Annotated in this window: 15 protein-coding genes and 1 tRNA gene; 12 read left to right on the top strand and 4 right to left on the bottom strand. The window is 72.4% G+C overall.

The features are described from left to right. Positions 1-244: 244 nt before the first annotated feature. The 9 genes from AC069R_RS02750 to AC069R_RS02710 all read left to right on the top strand — a co-directional run bounded on the left by AC069R_RS02750 (position 245) and on the right by AC069R_RS02710 (position 8153). Positions 245-2107, top strand: coding sequence for a sensor histidine kinase (locus tag AC069R_RS02750; RefSeq protein ID WP_478763914.1), 1863 nt, complete (start codon positions 245-247; stop codon positions 2105-2107). A gap of 169 nt (positions 2108-2276) precedes the next feature. Continuing rightward, positions 2277-2711 carry a roadblock/LC7 domain-containing protein gene (locus AC069R_RS02745; RefSeq protein WP_478763912.1) on the top strand — a complete coding sequence of 145 codons (435 nt, stop codon included), beginning with the start codon at positions 2277-2279 and terminating at the stop codon, positions 2709-2711. Between the two features lie 2 nt (positions 2712-2713). Next, on the top strand, positions 2714-3085 hold the full coding sequence (locus AC069R_RS02740) for a DUF742 domain-containing protein (protein ID WP_397982936.1): 372 nt from the start codon (positions 2714-2716) through the stop codon (positions 3083-3085). After that, complete coding sequence (locus AC069R_RS02735) at positions 3063-3665, top strand: GTP-binding protein (RefSeq protein ID WP_471057503.1); 603 nt, start codon at positions 3063-3065, stop codon at positions 3663-3665. Before AC069R_RS02740 ends, AC069R_RS02735 begins: the two co-directional genes overlap by 23 nt. Before the next feature lie 62 nt (positions 3666-3727). Continuing rightward, positions 3728-4303 (top strand): GAF domain-containing protein, encoded by a 576-nt coding sequence (locus AC069R_RS02730; RefSeq protein ID WP_478763909.1) that lies wholly within the window; start codon positions 3728-3730, stop codon positions 4301-4303. A gap of 246 nt (positions 4304-4549) precedes the next feature. Then, positions 4550-5578 (top strand): L-threonine 3-dehydrogenase, encoded by a 1029-nt coding sequence (gene tdh, locus AC069R_RS02725; RefSeq protein ID WP_478763907.1) that lies wholly within the window; start codon positions 4550-4552, stop codon positions 5576-5578. A gap of 47 nt (positions 5579-5625) precedes the next feature. After that, positions 5626-6819: a glycine C-acetyltransferase gene (locus AC069R_RS02720; RefSeq protein WP_478763906.1), complete on the top strand. Its 1194-nt coding sequence runs from the start codon at positions 5626-5628 to the stop codon at positions 6817-6819. A gap of 31 nt (positions 6820-6850) precedes the next feature. Beyond that, complete coding sequence (locus AC069R_RS02715) at positions 6851-7753, top strand: LysR family transcriptional regulator (protein ID WP_478763904.1); 903 nt, start codon at positions 6851-6853, stop codon at positions 7751-7753. 40 nt (positions 7754-7793) lie between these two features. Next, on the top strand, positions 7794-8153 hold the full coding sequence (locus AC069R_RS02710) for an MmcQ/YjbR family DNA-binding protein (RefSeq protein WP_478763902.1): 360 nt from the start codon (positions 7794-7796) through the stop codon (positions 8151-8153). 110 nt (positions 8154-8263) lie between these two features. Here AC069R_RS02710 and AC069R_RS02705 read toward each other — a convergent pair whose 3' ends face one another. Continuing rightward, positions 8264-9175: a transketolase family protein gene (locus tag AC069R_RS02705; RefSeq protein WP_478763901.1), complete on the bottom strand. Its 912-nt coding sequence runs from the start codon at positions 9173-9175 to the stop codon at positions 8264-8266. A 58-nt stretch (positions 9176-9233) separates the two neighbouring features. Then, positions 9234-9941, bottom strand: a complete 708-nt coding sequence (locus tag AC069R_RS02700; RefSeq protein WP_478763899.1) for a transketolase — start codon at positions 9939-9941, stop codon at positions 9234-9236. A gap of 125 nt (positions 9942-10066) precedes the next feature. Between AC069R_RS02700 and AC069R_RS02695 the strand changes: the two genes are divergently transcribed. Further along, positions 10067-10140: transfer RNA gene (locus AC069R_RS02695), tRNA-Pro, on the top strand. Between the two features lie 139 nt (positions 10141-10279). On the opposite strand, the gene AC069R_RS02690 is transcribed toward AC069R_RS02695, so the two are convergent. Then, on the bottom strand, positions 10280-11500 hold the full coding sequence (locus tag AC069R_RS02690; RefSeq protein ID WP_478763898.1) for a metallophosphoesterase: 1221 nt from the start codon (positions 11498-11500) through the stop codon (positions 10280-10282). Between the two features lie 480 nt (positions 11501-11980). Between AC069R_RS02690 and AC069R_RS02685 the strand changes: the two genes are divergently transcribed. After that, the gene (locus tag AC069R_RS02685; protein ID WP_478763896.1) at positions 11981-12223 is read left to right on the top strand and encodes a DUF5302 domain-containing protein; all 243 of its coding nucleotides are present in this window, start codon (positions 11981-11983) and stop codon (positions 12221-12223) included. A 539-nt stretch (positions 12224-12762) separates the two neighbouring features. Beyond that, positions 12763-13527: an SDR family oxidoreductase gene (locus AC069R_RS02680; protein ID WP_478763894.1), complete on the top strand. Its 765-nt coding sequence runs from the start codon at positions 12763-12765 to the stop codon at positions 13525-13527. Here AC069R_RS02680 and AC069R_RS02675 read toward each other — a convergent pair. Further along, complete coding sequence (locus tag AC069R_RS02675) at positions 13512-14777, bottom strand: cytochrome P450 family protein (protein ID WP_478763893.1); 1266 nt, start codon at positions 14775-14777, stop codon at positions 13512-13514. The two genes, AC069R_RS02680 and AC069R_RS02675, sit on opposite strands and share 16 nt — an antisense overlap. Positions 14778-14902: the final 125 nt, after the last annotated feature.

Genomic DNA, 14902 nt, shown 5'->3' with positions numbered 1-14902 from the left:
TCCGAGACGAGCGGTCGGCCTTCCTGGCGTAGTCGCTCTTTCTGACCGCTTTTGATCGGAGCTTATCGTTCTTTTTCGGGCCGATCGGGGGAGGCCCGGCCCGGTTATCGGTCTTTCGTACGGGGCCTCATACCAGAGCGGGACGCTGGGCGGGGGAGTTTGGCAACTGCCCCTCGCACATGAGGTGGAGGCGACTACCGTGAGTGTCCGACCCCAGGCCCGACGGACCAGTACGAGGACGCAGATGTCTCACCTTCGCGCACCGGGCACCCGTGCCGACCGCCGGGAGGGCGGGCGGCACGGGCGGCCGGTCGCCCGACCCGCTCCCGCACTGCCCGAGACGCACATACGGCCCCAGCTGCTGCGGCTCGCCGTGCTGCCCCCGCTCGCGGTCGCCCTCGGCGGCACCGCCGCCGTCCTGTTCACCATCCGCTCCACCGGCGCCCGCACCGGCCCCGTCCTGTGGGCCGTGCTCGGCGGCGCGGTCGCCGTGGCCGTCGCCGGCATCCTGATCGCCGCCGTGGCCGCCGACCGCGCCGCCCGGACCGTCGCCGAGCGCGTCGACGACCTGCGCCGCACCGCCGCCCGCGGCGAGGCCGAGCTGCGCGAACTCGTGGACACCCTGCGCCAGGGGGAGGCCCCGGCACAGCGCGTGTCCCGCCGCCGGCCGCCCGCCGACGCCGACGACTTCGAACTGCTCGCCGCCGACCTGGCCCGCGCGCAGGACGGCGCCGTCACCGCCGTCCTGCGGGCCGCACAGCTCTCCAGCCACGCGGGCAACGAGCAGAAGCTCGAAGTCTTCGTCAACCTCGCGCGCCGGCTCCAGTCCCTCGTGCACCGCGAGATCTCCATCCTGGACGACCTGGAACACGAGATCGAGGACCCCGACCTGCTCAAGGGCCTCTTCCATGTGGACCACCTGGCCACCCGCATCCGGCGGCACGCCGAGAACCTCGCCGTGCTCGGCGGCGCCGTCTCCCGGCGCCAGTGGAGCAACCCGGTGAGCATGACCGAGGTGCTGCGCTCCGCCATCGCCGAGGTCGAGCAGTACTCCCGCGTCAAGCTGGTCCCCCCGATCGACGGCGAACTGCGCGGCCACGCCGTCGCCGACGTCATCCACCTGCTCGCCGAACTCATCGAGAACGCAACGGTGTTCTCCGCCCCCGGCACCCAAGTGCTGCTGCGCGCGGGCCTGGTCACCTCCGGGCTCGCCGTCGAGGTCGAGGACCGCGGGCTCGGCATGCCCGTCGGCGAACAGAACCGGATGAACGCCCTGCTCGCCGACCCCGACCAGGTCAACGTCGCCAGCCTGCTGGCCGACGGCCGCATCGGCCTCTACGTCGTCTCCCAGCTCGCCCGCCGGCACGGCATCGGCGTACGGCTCCAGGGCAACATCTACGGCGGGGTCCAGGCCGTACTCGTCGTACCCGAGGCCCTGTTGGGGGCCCCGCCGGCGGAGCTTTTGGCACCGGCCGCCACCCTGCCGCCCACCCCGCCCCAGCCGGTACGGCCCGCGCCCGCGCCCCCGGTCGCACCCGTGAGCCCAACGCCTCTCCCAGCTAAGGAAGTTCACGCCCACGACGACCCGCCCCCGCTCCCCGTCCGCGGCGCTCACCGCGAGCGTCCCACCCCCGCCGAGGCGGCACCCGGCATCCGGGCCCGGCACCGGGCGGTGGTCGAGGAGCGCCAGGGCGTCATGCCCACCCCGCGCGTCGACACCGTGCGGGGCACCATGGCCAAGCCCCGACTGCCGCGCCGCAGGGCCCAGGAGAACCTCGTCCCCCAGCTCCGCGGCGGCCCCGCGCCCCGCCAGGAGGGCGACACCCTCGGGGGTCACGACCCCGGACTGATGGCGGCCTTCCAGCGCGGCATCGGCCTCGCCGAGGCGGCCCACCCCGCCACGGACGCCGAGCACGGGAACGCCGCACACACCGGGCCCGCACCATCCTCCGCGCTCACCCCCACCGAGCCGACGCGCCTGCGGGTCCCGCACCGGGAGCAGGGCCACCCCCAAGAGACGCTGATGCAGGGCAACTTGGAGCACGGCCACGCCGACCCGACATCCCTGCCCGCCGGCCCGGCCGAGGGCAGCGCACCGACCGGCTGACACCCGTACCACCGTCACCCCCGTACCACCGTCACCCCCGTCGACCCCCGCACCGCCGTCGTGCAACACCCCCCAGCCCCCGAGCCACGACCCCCGATCACCAGCCGCCACCCCGACCCCCAACTCCCCAGCGCCTCCCAGACCTTCGTACCCAAGGAGTCGATCCACCATGGCGAGCGATGCGCCGACCGCTCACGCATCCGATCTCGACTGGCTGCTCAGCGGCCTTGTGCAGCGCGTACCGCACACCAGCAGCGCGGTGCTCCTGTCCTGCGACGGACTGGTGAAGTCCGTGCACGGCCTCGACCCGGACAGCGCCGACCACATGGCCGCCCTCGCCTCCGGCCTGTACTCCCTCGGCCGCAGCGCGGGCGTCCGGTTCGGGGACGGCGGCGACGTACGGCAGGTCGTGGTGGAACTCGCCTCTACCCTGCTGTTCGTCACCACCGCCGGCTCCGGCACCTGTCTCGCCGTGCTGGCGGGCCGCGAGGCCGACGCGGCCGTGCTCGGCTACGAGATGGCGATGCTGGTCAAGAGCGTGCGCCCCTATCTGGTCACCGCCCCCCGGCAACAGGCCGTCGAATCCACGGCGCCGAGGCATTGAGCGTGGCCGCGGCCGGCGACGGGCCCTGGCTGGACGACGCGGCCGGACGGCTGGTACGCCCGTTCACGGTCAGCAACGGCCGCACCGAACCCAGCGTCGCACTCGACCTGATCTCGCAGGTGATGGCCACCGGCGTCACCCCGCTCGGCTACCTCGGCCCCGAGCACGCCCAGGCGCTCGACCTGTGCCGGGCGCCCGTCTCGGTCGCGGAGGTCGCGGCCCACCTGAAACTGCCCGCCGCGGTCACCAAGATCCTGCTCGCGGACCTGGTCGACTGCGGGCTGCTGACCACCAAACCCCCCGCGTTCCGCCACACTCCCACCGACCGGTCCCTGCTGGAGGCAGTGCTCGATGGACTACGACGACAGCTCTGACCCGTTCCCCACCGCGCTCAAGATCCTCGTGGCGGGCGGGTTCGGGGTCGGCAAGACCACCTTCGTGGGCGCGGTCAGCGAGATCGCCCCGCTGAGCACGGAGGAGCTGCTCACCACGGTCAGCGCCGCGACCGACAGCCTCGAAGGCATCGAGAACAAGATGGAGACCACGGTCGCCATGGACTTCGGCCGGATCTCCCTCGACCCGGACCATGTGCTCTACCTGTTCGGCACCCCCGGCCAGGAGCGGTTCTGGTTCATGTGGGACGAGCTGTCCGAGGGTGCGCTCGGCGCGGTGATCCTCGCCGACACCCGCCGGCTCCAGGACTGCTTCGCCGCCGTGGACTTCTTCGAGGAACGCGGACTCGGGTTCATCGTCGCCGTCAACGAGTTCGACGGCGGCCACCGCTACGACACCGAGGAGGTGCGCGCCGCCATCGACCTCGACCCCGAGGTGCCGGTGGTGCGCTGCGACGCCCGGATCTCCAGCTCCGGCGTGGCGACCCTGCTGGTCCTCGTCCGCCATCTGCTCGCCCACACCCCGGAGCCCGCGCCGAGCCACGGCGCCGCGCACCGGTGAACCCGACCGACCGCCCACGGAGTTCCCCAGATGAGGCACCCGCACAGCGACGGAGCCCGGCCATGAGCTACGAGCCGCCCCGGCCGGTCCGCGGTCTGCTGCTCACCCCCGAGGACAAGGAGGCCCCCGCCCGCGTCCGGCGGCTGCGGGCGCTCGGCCTCGGGGAACGGTCGGACCCCGCGCTCGACGCCTTCGCGGACCATCTCGCCCACCTCACCGGCGCGCCCTACGCCATGGTCAACTTCATCGGCGAGGAACGGCAGTTCTTCGCCGGGCTGCGCGTCCCGGCCGTCGCCCCCGTCCTGCGGGCGGACGGCAGCCCGGCGCGGTGGGGCCGGACGCTCCCCCGCGACCACGGGTTCTGCCCCCATGTGGTGGTCCGCCGCAAGGCCCTGGTCCTGGAGGACGTCCGCGACTACCCCCGGTTCGCGGGCAACCCGGTCGTGGACGAGTACGGCATCCGCTCCTACCTCGGCGCCCCGCTCCTCGACGGCACCGGAATGCCGCTCGGCACCGTGTGCGCCGCCGACACCGGGCCGCGCGCCTGGGGCAGGGAGGGACTGGAGACCATCAAGGCGCTCGCCGCCGATCTCGTCGCCCGGATCGAACGCAGCGCCCGCGACGGGCTGCCCATCTGACCACCGGCTCATATGACGAAGGAGCGTCAGGGGGTGGCAAGGGGGCGTGAGGGGGGTGACAGGGGAGGCGTGAAGGAAAGCGGTAGGGGAGGCGTGAAGGAAAGCTGTGGCGGCGGTTAAGAAAAGCTCGATGGATTACGGCGCGTCGATACGGCAGATTGCACGGTGATTCCACTTCTCTGACCCTGTGCGGCGCGGCCCTCCGGCATGCCCGCGCACGGGACCTCACCCACAGGAGCCGCACGCGTGAAGGCGCTGGTCAAGGACAAGGCGGAGCCCGGACTCTGGCTGACGGACGTCCCGGAGCCCGCGATGGGGGCCGGCGACGTACTGATCAAGGTCCTGCGGACCGGTATCTGCGGCACCGACCTGCACATCCGGGCCTGGGACGGCTGGGCGCAGCAGGCGATCAGCACCCCGCTGGTGCTCGGGCACGAGTTCGTCGGCGAGGTCGTCTCGATCGGCCGGGACGTCACCGACGTCCAGGTCGGCGACCGGGTCAGCGGCGAGGGCCACCTGGTGTGCGGCAAGTGCCGCAACTGCCTGGCCGGGCGCCGCCATCTGTGCCGGGCCACCGTCGGCCTCGGCGTCGGCCGCGACGGCGCGTTCGCCGAGTACGTGTCCCTGCCTGCGACCAATGTCTGGGTGCACCGCGTCCCGGTCGACCTGGACGTCGCCGCGATCTTCGACCCGTTCGGCAACGCCGTGCACACCGCGCTGTCCTTCCCGCTGGTCGGCGAGGACGTCCTGATCACCGGCGCCGGCCCGATCGGCCTGATGGCCGCCGCCGTCGCCCGGCACGCGGGCGCCCGCAACGTCGTCGTCACCGACGTCAGCGAGGAGCGCCTGGAGCTGGCCCGCAAGATCGGCGCGACCCTCGCGCTGAACGTCGCCGAGACCACCATCGCCGACGGACAGCGGCAGCTCGGGCTGCGGGAGGGCTTCGACATCGGCCTGGAGATGTCCGGCCGGGCCGAGGCCATGCGCGACATGATCGCCAACATGACCCACGGCGGCCGGATCGCCATGCTCGGCCTGCCCGCCGAGGAGTTCCCCGTCGACTGGGCCCGGATCGTCACCTCGATGATCACCATCAAGGGCATCTACGGCCGGGAGATGTTCGAGACCTGGTACGCGATGTCGGTGCTGCTGGAGGGCGGCCTCGACCTCGCCCCCGTGATCACCGGCCGGTACGGCTACCGCGACTTCGAGGCGGCCTTCGCGGACGCCGCGAGCGGCAAGGGCGGCAAGGTCATCCTCGACTGGACCGCGTAAGTCACCCGCCTGGCGTAAGCCACCCGCATTACTTAGGAGCTTCTGGCATGTTCGACACCGTCCGCGACGACCTGCGCGCCACCCTCGACGAGATCCGCGCCGCCGGTCTGCACAAGCCCGAACGGGTGATCGGCACCCCGCAGTCCGCCACCGTCAGCGTCACCGCCGGCGGCCGCCCCGGCGAGGTCCTCAACTTCTGCGCCAACAACTACCTCGGCCTCGCCGACCACCCCGAGGTCATCGCCGCCGCCCACGAGGCCCTGGACCGCTGGGGCTACGGCATGGCCTCCGTCCGCTTCATCTGCGGCACCCAGGAAGTGCACAAGGAACTGGAGGCACGGCTCTCCGCCTTCCTCGGCCAGGAGGACACGATCCTCTACTCCTCCTGCTTCGACGCCAACGGCGGTGTCTTCGAGACCCTGCTCGGCGAGGAGGACGCCGTCATCTCCGACGCCCTCAACCACGCCTCCATCATCGACGGCATCCGGCTCTCCAAGGCCCGCCGCTACCGCTACGCCAACCGCGACCTCGCCGACCTGGAGGCGAAGCTCAAGGAGGCGTCCGGCGCCCGGCGGCGGCTGATCGTCACCGACGGCGTGTTCTCCATGGACGGCTACGTCGCCCCGCTGCGCGAGATCTGCGACCTCGCCGACCGGTACGACGCGATGGTCATGGTCGACGACTCGCACGCCGTCGGCTTCGTCGGCCCCTCCGGCCGCGGCACCCCCGAGCTGCACGGCGTGATGGACCGCGTGGACATCATCACCGGCACCCTCGGCAAGGCCCTCGGCGGCGCCTCCGGCGGCTATGTCGCCGCCCGCGCCGAGATCGTCGCCCTGCTGCGCCAGCGCTCGCGCCCGTACCTGTTCTCCAACACCCTCGCCCCGGTGATCGCCGCTGCCTCCCTCAAGGTCCTCGACCTGCTGGAGTCCGCCGACGACCTGCGGGTGCGGCTGGCCGAGAACACCAAGCTGTTCCGCACCCGGATGACCGCGGAGGGCTTCGACGTCCTCCCCGGCGACCACGCCATCGCCCCGGTGATGATCGGCGACGCGGCGCGGGCGGGCCGCATGGCCGAACTGCTCCTGGAGCGCGGCGTGTACGTGATCGGGTTCTCCTACCCGGTCGTCCCGCAGGGCCAGGCCCGCATCCGCGTCCAGCTGTCCGCCGCGCACTCCACCGCGGACGTCGACCGCGCGGTGGACGCCTTCATCGCGGCGCGTGCGGAGCTGGGGGCCTGACCAGGGGATTCCACCTGGGATAATCGGGGGCATGATCGAGGCACGGCGGCTCCACATCCTCCGTGCGGTGGCCGACCACCGCACGGTCACCGCGGCGGCCGCCGCCCTCTATCTCACCCCCTCCGCCGTCTCCCAGCAGCTGACCGCCCTGGAGCAGGAGACCGGCCACCGGCTGGTCGAGCGGGGCGCCAAGGGCGTACGGCTCACCCCCGCCGGCGAGATCCTGCTCGGGCACACCAACGTGGTCCTCGCCCAGCTGGAGCGCGCCGAGGCGGAACTCGCGGCATACGGCTCCGGCGAGGCCGGCACGGTCACCGTGGCGGCCTTCGCGACCGGCATCGCCCAGGTCGTGGCCCCCGCGGTGGCCCGCCTCGCCGGCACCGCGCCCGGCATCCGCATCCGGGTGCGGGACGCGGAGGGCGACGCCAGCCTGCCGATGGTCCTCGACCGGCAGGTGGACGTGGCGGTGGCCGTCGAGTACCGGGGCGCGCCGTCCGCGGACGACCCCCGGCTCACCCATGTCCCGCTCTACGCCGAGCCGTTCGACGCCGTGGTCCCCGTCGGCCACCGCCTCGCCGACTCGGCGGAGGTCCCGCTCGCCGAGCTGGCCAAGGACCTCTGGATCGGGCCGTACCCCGGCAACCCCTGCCACGACGTCGTCGTACTGGCCTGCGAGAGCGCCGGCTTCCAGCCTCGCCTCGAACACTCCTCCGACGACTTCCGCGCCGTGGTCGCCCTCGCCTCCGCCGATGCGGGCGTCGCGCTCGTGCCCCGCTCCGCGCTGCGCGGCATGGACCTCAGCGACGTGGTCGTACGACCGGTCGACGGGGTGGCCCCCACCCGCCGCGTCTTCGCCGCGGTGCGCCGGGGCGCGGAGGGGCATCCGCTGATCAGACCGGTGCTGACGGCGCTGGGCGGGGCGGCGCAGGGCTGACCACCGGGCATTGTCAGTGGCCGGCGCTACGGTGCGTGGCATGCCGGATGCCGAAGCTGTACGACGTATCGCGCTGTCCTTCCCCGACACCGCGGAGAAGACCGCCTGGAACATGCCCACCTTCCGGGTGGCCGGGAAGATGTTCGCGACGCTGCCCGAGGACGAGACGTCCGTCGCCGTGCGCTGCCCGAAGGAGGAGCGGGACGAACTGGTGCTGGCCGAGCCGGAGAAGTTCTGGATCGCCGGGCACGAGGCGCAGTTCGCCTGGATCAGGGCGCGGCTCGCGGCCCTGGAGGACGAGGCCGAACTCCGGGACATCCTCGCCGACTCCTGGCGCCAGGCCGCTCCGCCCCGACTCCAGGAGTCCCACCCGGAGTTGGGCACCCCGCCCACCCGGTGAAATTCCCGCGGCCCGGCGAAGGCCAGTGGCATGATCCCGCCCGGTCGCGAGGGAGGGAGCCGGGATGGGTGGGGCGGGCAGTGCCCCCGGTCGTCGCCCGCCGCCCCCTCTCACACTCCGGCGCGCGCCCCCAGGAACCCCCCGATCCGCTCCCGCAGACTCCGCGCGTCCAGGCCGTGCGCGGCGGTGTGCTCCTCGACCGTGCCGTACCGGCGCAGCTCCCGGCGGCCGACCCCGAGGCCGAGGACCCGGTGCGGGAGGTCCGCGAGGGCGTCGTTCACCGCGGCGGTCGACGTGCCCGCGAGATACGGCTCGACCACCACCACGTCCGTCCCCGCCGCACCGGCCGCCCGGCGCAGCCCCGCCGAGTCGAACGGCCGTACGGTCGTCGCGTACAGCACGGTCACATCCATGCCCTGCGTCGCGTCGAGCGCCGCGTCCAGCAGCGGGCCCACCGCGACCACCACACCGGCCCGCCCCTCCCGCAGGGTCGCGAACCGCTCGCCGTCCACCGGGTGCGCCCGCTGGTTGGACTGCACGGACAGCCGTACGTACACCCGCTCGTCACCGGCGGCGACCGCGTGCCGCAGCAGGGTCTCGGCCTCGTCGGGGTGGCCCGGCACATGCACGGTCCAGCCGTCCAGGGTGTCCAGCAGGGCCACGTCGCCCGGCGCCATATGGGTGAACCCGCCGGCCGGCCAGTCGAAGGAGGCGGCGGCGCTCACCAGCACCGCCCCCGTGCCCTGATGCCCGAAGTCCAGCTTGACCTGCTCGAACGGCCGCTCGACCAGGAAACTGGCGAAGGTGTGGACGACGGGCCGCAGCCCGGTCAGCGCCATCCCGGCCGCCGCCCCCACCAGCAGCTGCTCGCGGATGCCGACGTTGACCACCCGGTCTGGGTGCCGGGCGATGGCCTCGGTGAAGGCGTCCTTGCCGATCTCGGCGAGGACGACCGCGACGCGCGGGTCCTCGTCCAGGAGCCGGGAGACGACGGGAGCGAAACGGTCGCGCATGGTGTCCATGGAGATGCCGCCCTTTCGGAGCGTGAGGGAAGTCTTTCGGGAGATGGGAAGGGCGTGCTCAGGCGTTCTTCGGCTCGACGCGGGCCACGACGACGTGCGGCCGCCCCGGATGCGGCGCGGTGAACGCCTCGTACAGGGCCGCGTGGTCCCGCCCGTCGACGGTCGCCGCCGACCAGCCCGCGGCCTCGAACCGGGCGGCGATCCCGCCGGGCCGGGCGTGGCTGGCGGAGGAGTTGTCCACCACGACGGTGTGCAGCCGGTCCAGACCGGCGGGCCCCGCGAAGGCGATCGCCTCGTGGTTGCTGCCCTCGTCCAGCTCGGCGTCCCCGATCAGCACCCAGACAGCGGGATCGCCGAGGCCCTGGGCCCGCAGCCCGAGCGCGGTGCCCACGCCGATGGGCAGCCCGTGCCCGAGCGAACCGCTGCCGATCTCGGCCCCCGGCACCAGCACCCGGTCCGGGTGGTGCCCGAGCGGGGAGTCGTACCCGCCGAAGCCGGGCAGCCAGTCGACCGGCAGGAACCCCTTGGCGGCCAGCACCGCGTAGTACGCCATCGGGCCGTGCCCCTTGCTCAGCAGGAACCGGTCCCGGCCCGGATCCTGCGCCCGCTCCGGCGTGACGCGCAGGACCCGGTCGTAGAGCACCCACAGCACATCGAGCGTGGAGGTGGCCGCCGGGCCGTGCTTCTCGTCCCCGGTCATCAGGCTCATCAGCCGGGGCAGGTCGGCGTATCCGTGGGTGCGGTGGTCGTCCGTTGTGATCGTCATGTACGACAGCGTGCAACCTCGACCAAACTTGAGGTCAACCCCCGACGCGGTGCGCGATCACCGAGCCGAGTGCGGTATTGTTTCCCTGCACGTTGCGACCGGCGAAACCGCAGGTCAAACGGCAACGGGACGTGGCGCAGCTTGGTAGCGCACTTGACTGGGGGTCAAGGGGTCGCAGGTTCAAATCCTGTCGTCCCGACTCGGGAGAGTCGCAGATCAGGGGCGGGTTTCGGAGCAATCCGAAACCCGCCCCTGATCATTTCCGGGGACCGGGAACAGGCGGGGATCAGCGTCCCTTGGGAAGAGAGGTAGGCGCGATCGTCCGGGCCCGCCGAGTGCTACGGCGAGGTGAGCGGGTGTGGGGAGCGGAGCACGAGCAGGGTGATCTCGCTCGGGGCGAAGACGCGGAACGGCGGGCCCCAGAAGCCGGTGCCGCGGCTGGTGTAGAGGAGCGTGCGGCGGCCGTGGCGGCTGAGGCCGGCGACGGCGGGCTGGTCGATGCGGACCAGATGGTGGAAGGGCCAGATCTGGCCGCCGTGGGTGTGGCCCGAGAGCTGGAGGTCGACGCCGTCGGCTGCCGCCCGCTCGATGAACTTGGGCTGGTGTGCCAGGAGCAGGACGGGTAGGTCGGGGTCGGCGCCGCTCAGGGCTCCCGCGAGGTGGGCGCGGTGGCCTGCCAGGCCGGAGGACTCGGCGGTGACGTCGTCCACGCCGGCGACCACGAGGGTGTCGCCGCCGCGTTCGAGGAGCAGATGGCGGTTGCGCAGCGGCTCCCAGCCCAGTTCGTCCATCAGGTCGACCCAGCCCTGGGCCTCGCTGTAGTACTCGTGGTTGCCGGTGACGTACACACGGGCTCGGGTGGCCCGCACGGTTCCGAGTGGGGTGGCCTGGGCGCGGCGGCGTTCCGCCGTGCCGTCCGCGATGTCGCCGGTGTGGCAGACCAGGTCGGCTTCCAGGGTGTTCACCGTCTCGCACACCCGCGCCGACCAGCGAGCGCGATCGAGCGGGCCGTAGTGGGTGTCGGTGATGAGGACGACCCGGAAGCCGTCCAACCCCGCACCCAGCCGTGGGAGTCGCACGTCGAGCCGGCGCACGCGTGGCACGCGGCGAGCCTCGGCGTACCCCCAGCCGAGCAATACGGCGCTGACGGCGAGGACGGCCCAGGTGACGAACCTGGCCCGCTCCTGACCCTCACCGACGCCGGCCACGGTCAGCGCGAGCCGCAAGAGGACGCCGAGCAGGACGGACCAGGTGAACAGGATCCAGCTGATGCCCAGCAGGGTGTCACCGATGATCGCCGCCCGGTCCTGCTGGCGCCGGCCGTGGCCGCGCACCATGGCGAGCGGCATACCTACGAGGCCGAGGGCGCACAGGACGGTGCCGGCCAGCGTGCCGGGCAGCGGCCAGTGCTGGCCGGTGTACAGGAGCACCCAGCAGGGCACGGCCCACAGCAGGACAGGGCCGACCAGGGGGATGTAGCGCATCAGGCGATGCAGTCGGCTCTGCCGCGGCGTTTGCGCTTCACCCTCGGCGGGCCGGGTGTCACTGGTGTCGGTCACGCTTCCCCTCCTGACCGGGTGGCCGTCTCGCGCACTGTATCCCGTCGCCTCGGGCGGTCCGGACCGGTGTTCACGGGCACGGCCCCTTGGGGCGAAGGGCGCTCCGGGAGGTGGCGCAAGACGCCGCCGCGGACACCTGCCTTGGCACGAGGCGTGACCGGGTGCTATCGCCCCGGCTCGGTGCTGCCGCCGGCGGAGCGCGCGGTCGGCGGGGCGATGGCTGAGCTGATGACGGCGAGTACTGGCCTCACTGAAGCCGGTCGAAAGACGTATGTCCGACCGGGTGGCCCCGCACGCTCGCCAAGGCCCGCAAGGCCGCCCTCGTGCGTCGCACGGCTGAGAGCCATTGCCAAGCGAGCGGCCTCGGCAGGCAGAGGTATACCAGCCGAAACGGAGCAGGATGATGTTGCCGGCGCCCCGGACCGGGCCCGGCGTGACAAGGTGTGCTTACCCGCCCCGCCCCGAACCCAGGGAGTCACCATGACCGCAGAGCCCGTGTCCACGGAAGGTTCAAAGCCGGCTGACCTCGAGACGTACCCTCTGGCGCCGGACAGCGAGGGCAACTACGACCTCAAGCGCAAGTTCCGCGAAGCGCTGGCGCGCAAGCGCGGTGCGCAGGCGGACGCCGCTGACGTTGCCGCCAGTCCCGATGGGCCGAAGGTGCGTGCGACGCGCGGCCCGGCTGCGAGCCAGCGGTCGTTCCGGCGCAAGAGCGGCGGCTGAGGCGATGGCCCAGCTGCGGTCGGCGCGGCTCCCTTGATCATCACAGGGTCGTCCGGGGCCGACCCTCCTTCAGGGAGTGCCCTGCGCGGCACCGCCGGGCCACTGGCTGGAACAGCTTCCACGACCCGTCCGGCACCAACCGCTCCACCGTCGCCATCACGGCCCCCAGCCTGGTGACGAAGCCGGTCGAGACGACCTCTCGGCAGCCCCGTGAACTCCAGGGCCGGTCGTCGGCCTCGGTGAACGCGTCATGCACCTGGCGCTGGAGGCGAGGTCGCGCGTCCTCCTGACGCTCATGGTATTCGCGTCGGGCTGCCGTCACCCTCCGATCGATCTCCCCTTCGCGCAGGTCGGCGATGCCGGGGCCCTCGGCACGCAGTCCTGGTGTGTGCGCGGACGGGGGTGCGCGGAGATCGGCATGGTGACCGGATCGTTCGAGATGCGCGCTCCCGCTCCAGGTGAGTTCATGGTCGTGACGTGGGTCCAGGCGTTCGCCGGAGCTACGCCGTGCCCGTTCGGAAGATCGCAGGAGGGCTGTCATGGCCGGCACCCCGGACAAGACTCTCAACGGCAAGGTCGCCTTCGTCGGCGGCGCGTCCCGCAATCTGGGCGGGCTGATCAGCACGACCCTCGGCGCCGACGGCGCCCTGGTCGCGGTGCACTACAACAGCGAATCCTCCCGTGCCAAGGCCGAGGACGTCGTCGCGCAGATCAACAAGGGTCCGGGCGAGGCGTTCGCCATCCAGGCCGACCTGACGAAGGTCGCCGAGGTGGAGCGGGTCTTCGACGAGGTGCTGAACCGGTTTGGCAAGCTCGACTACAGCATCAACACCGCCGGCATGGTACTGAAGAAGCCGCTCACCGAGATCACCGAGGAAGAGTACGACCGTATGTTCGCGGTCAACTCCAAGGCCGCGTTCTTCGTGATGCGCGAGGCGGCGCGCCGGATCGAGGACGGCGGGAAGATCATCACGATCGTCACCTCGCTGCTCGCCGCGTACACCGGCCTGTACTCCGTGTACGCGGGCAGCAAGGCGCCGGTCGAGCACTTCACCCGCGCCCTGTCGAAGGAGCTGTTCGGCCGGAACATCTCGGTCAACAACGTCGCTCCGGGCCCGATGGACACGTCGTTCTTCTACCCCGCCGAGGACGACGATTCCGTCGCCTATCACAAGTCGTCCGCGATGAACGGCGAGCTGACCAAGATCGACGACATCGTGCCGTGGATCCGCCACCTGCTGACCGAGGGATGGTGGGCCAACGGCCAGACGATCTTCCTCAACGGCGGCTACACCACCCGCTGACCCCCTCGGACCGGGACCGGCCCCCCGGCCGGGCGCAGACGGACGGGCAGGGCCACGTGCCCGTTGCTGATCAAGGTCGGCAGGGGCCGCAGTTCCCCCGCGGGCACCGCGAGCCGGGCCTCGGGGAAGCGCGCGAACAACTGCCGCAGGGCGGTGGCGACTTCGAGGCGGGCGAGCGGGGCGCCGAGGCAGAAGTGGACGCCGTACCCGAACGCCAGGTGGTCCTCGCTGGTCCGGGTGGCGTCGAAGCGGTCGGCGTCCCCGCCGTGCCAGTCCGGGTGGCGGTTGGCGGCGGCGTAGGAGGCGAGGATGGCCTCCCCGGCCCGGATCGTCCTCCCGTCGGGCAGCGGGATGTCCTCGACCGCGAAGCGCAGCGGCAAGTGCTTGACGGCCGACTCGTGGCGCAGGGTCTCCTCCACGACGTCGTCCCAGCCGCACCGCCCGGCCCGGACGTGTTCCAGCTGCGCGGGGTCGGCCAGCAGGGAGGTGACGGCGTGGTCGATGACGTTGGCGGTCGTCTCGTATCCGGCACTGATCATCAGCACCAGGGTGCCGCGCAGTTCGGCATCCGTGAGGGAGCCGCCGTCGCCCTCCTCGTCGCGCGCGGCGATGAGCAGTGAGGTCATGTCGCCGCCGGGCGCGGCACGCTTCGCCGCGATCAGCTCGTCGAGCTGCCGGTAGAGGACGGCCGTGTTCGCCGTGGCCTCCTCGGCGGACAGGGTGGTGGCGAACACCCGGTCCACCACCGTACGCAGCCCGCTCGACCGGGCGGGGGAAAGGCCCAGCATGCGGCCGATGACCGCGATCGGCAGGGGATACGCCAACCGCTCGCGCAGATCGACCACTTCGCCGGGAGGGAGGGCTTCCAGGTCGTCGAGGATGCCGGTGACGAGGTCCTCGACGACGGGCGTCAGGGCGGCGATGCGGCGGGCCGAGAACGCCGGGGCGACCAGCCGGCGCAGCCGGCGGTGGTCGCTGCCGTACGCGGTGAACATGTTGTCGACCGCCACCCGGAGAGCGAGCGGCCAGGTGGGGACGGTGGCGGCGAAGGCCGGCCAGTGCGCTCGCCCGTCCTTGGAGACGGCCGCGCTGGTCAGGAGCTGCTTGAGGAGGCCGGGCTCGGAGACGGACCACGCGGTCACCCCGAGGAGGTCCACGGGGGTGGCCGCCCCGCGGGCGTGCAGCGTCCGGTGCTCGGCGTGGTGGTCGCAACCGGTGGGGTCGAGGACGAGCGGCTGGTCTTCGGACACGGCCGGGGCTCCTTCGGCGGGCGGCGGGGAAGACGACGGGCCGGGCGGCGGGGAGAGGGGGGCCGGCACGAGGCGGCACCCCGAACCGGCCTGCAACGCCATGAGTGGGTGGGCGAGTTCGTCGT

The organism is Streptomyces sp. NPDC043952, assembly GCF_056435325.1.
The sequence above is the reverse complement of the archived record's forward strand: the minus strand, read 5'-3'. Positions and strand labels throughout refer to the sequence as shown.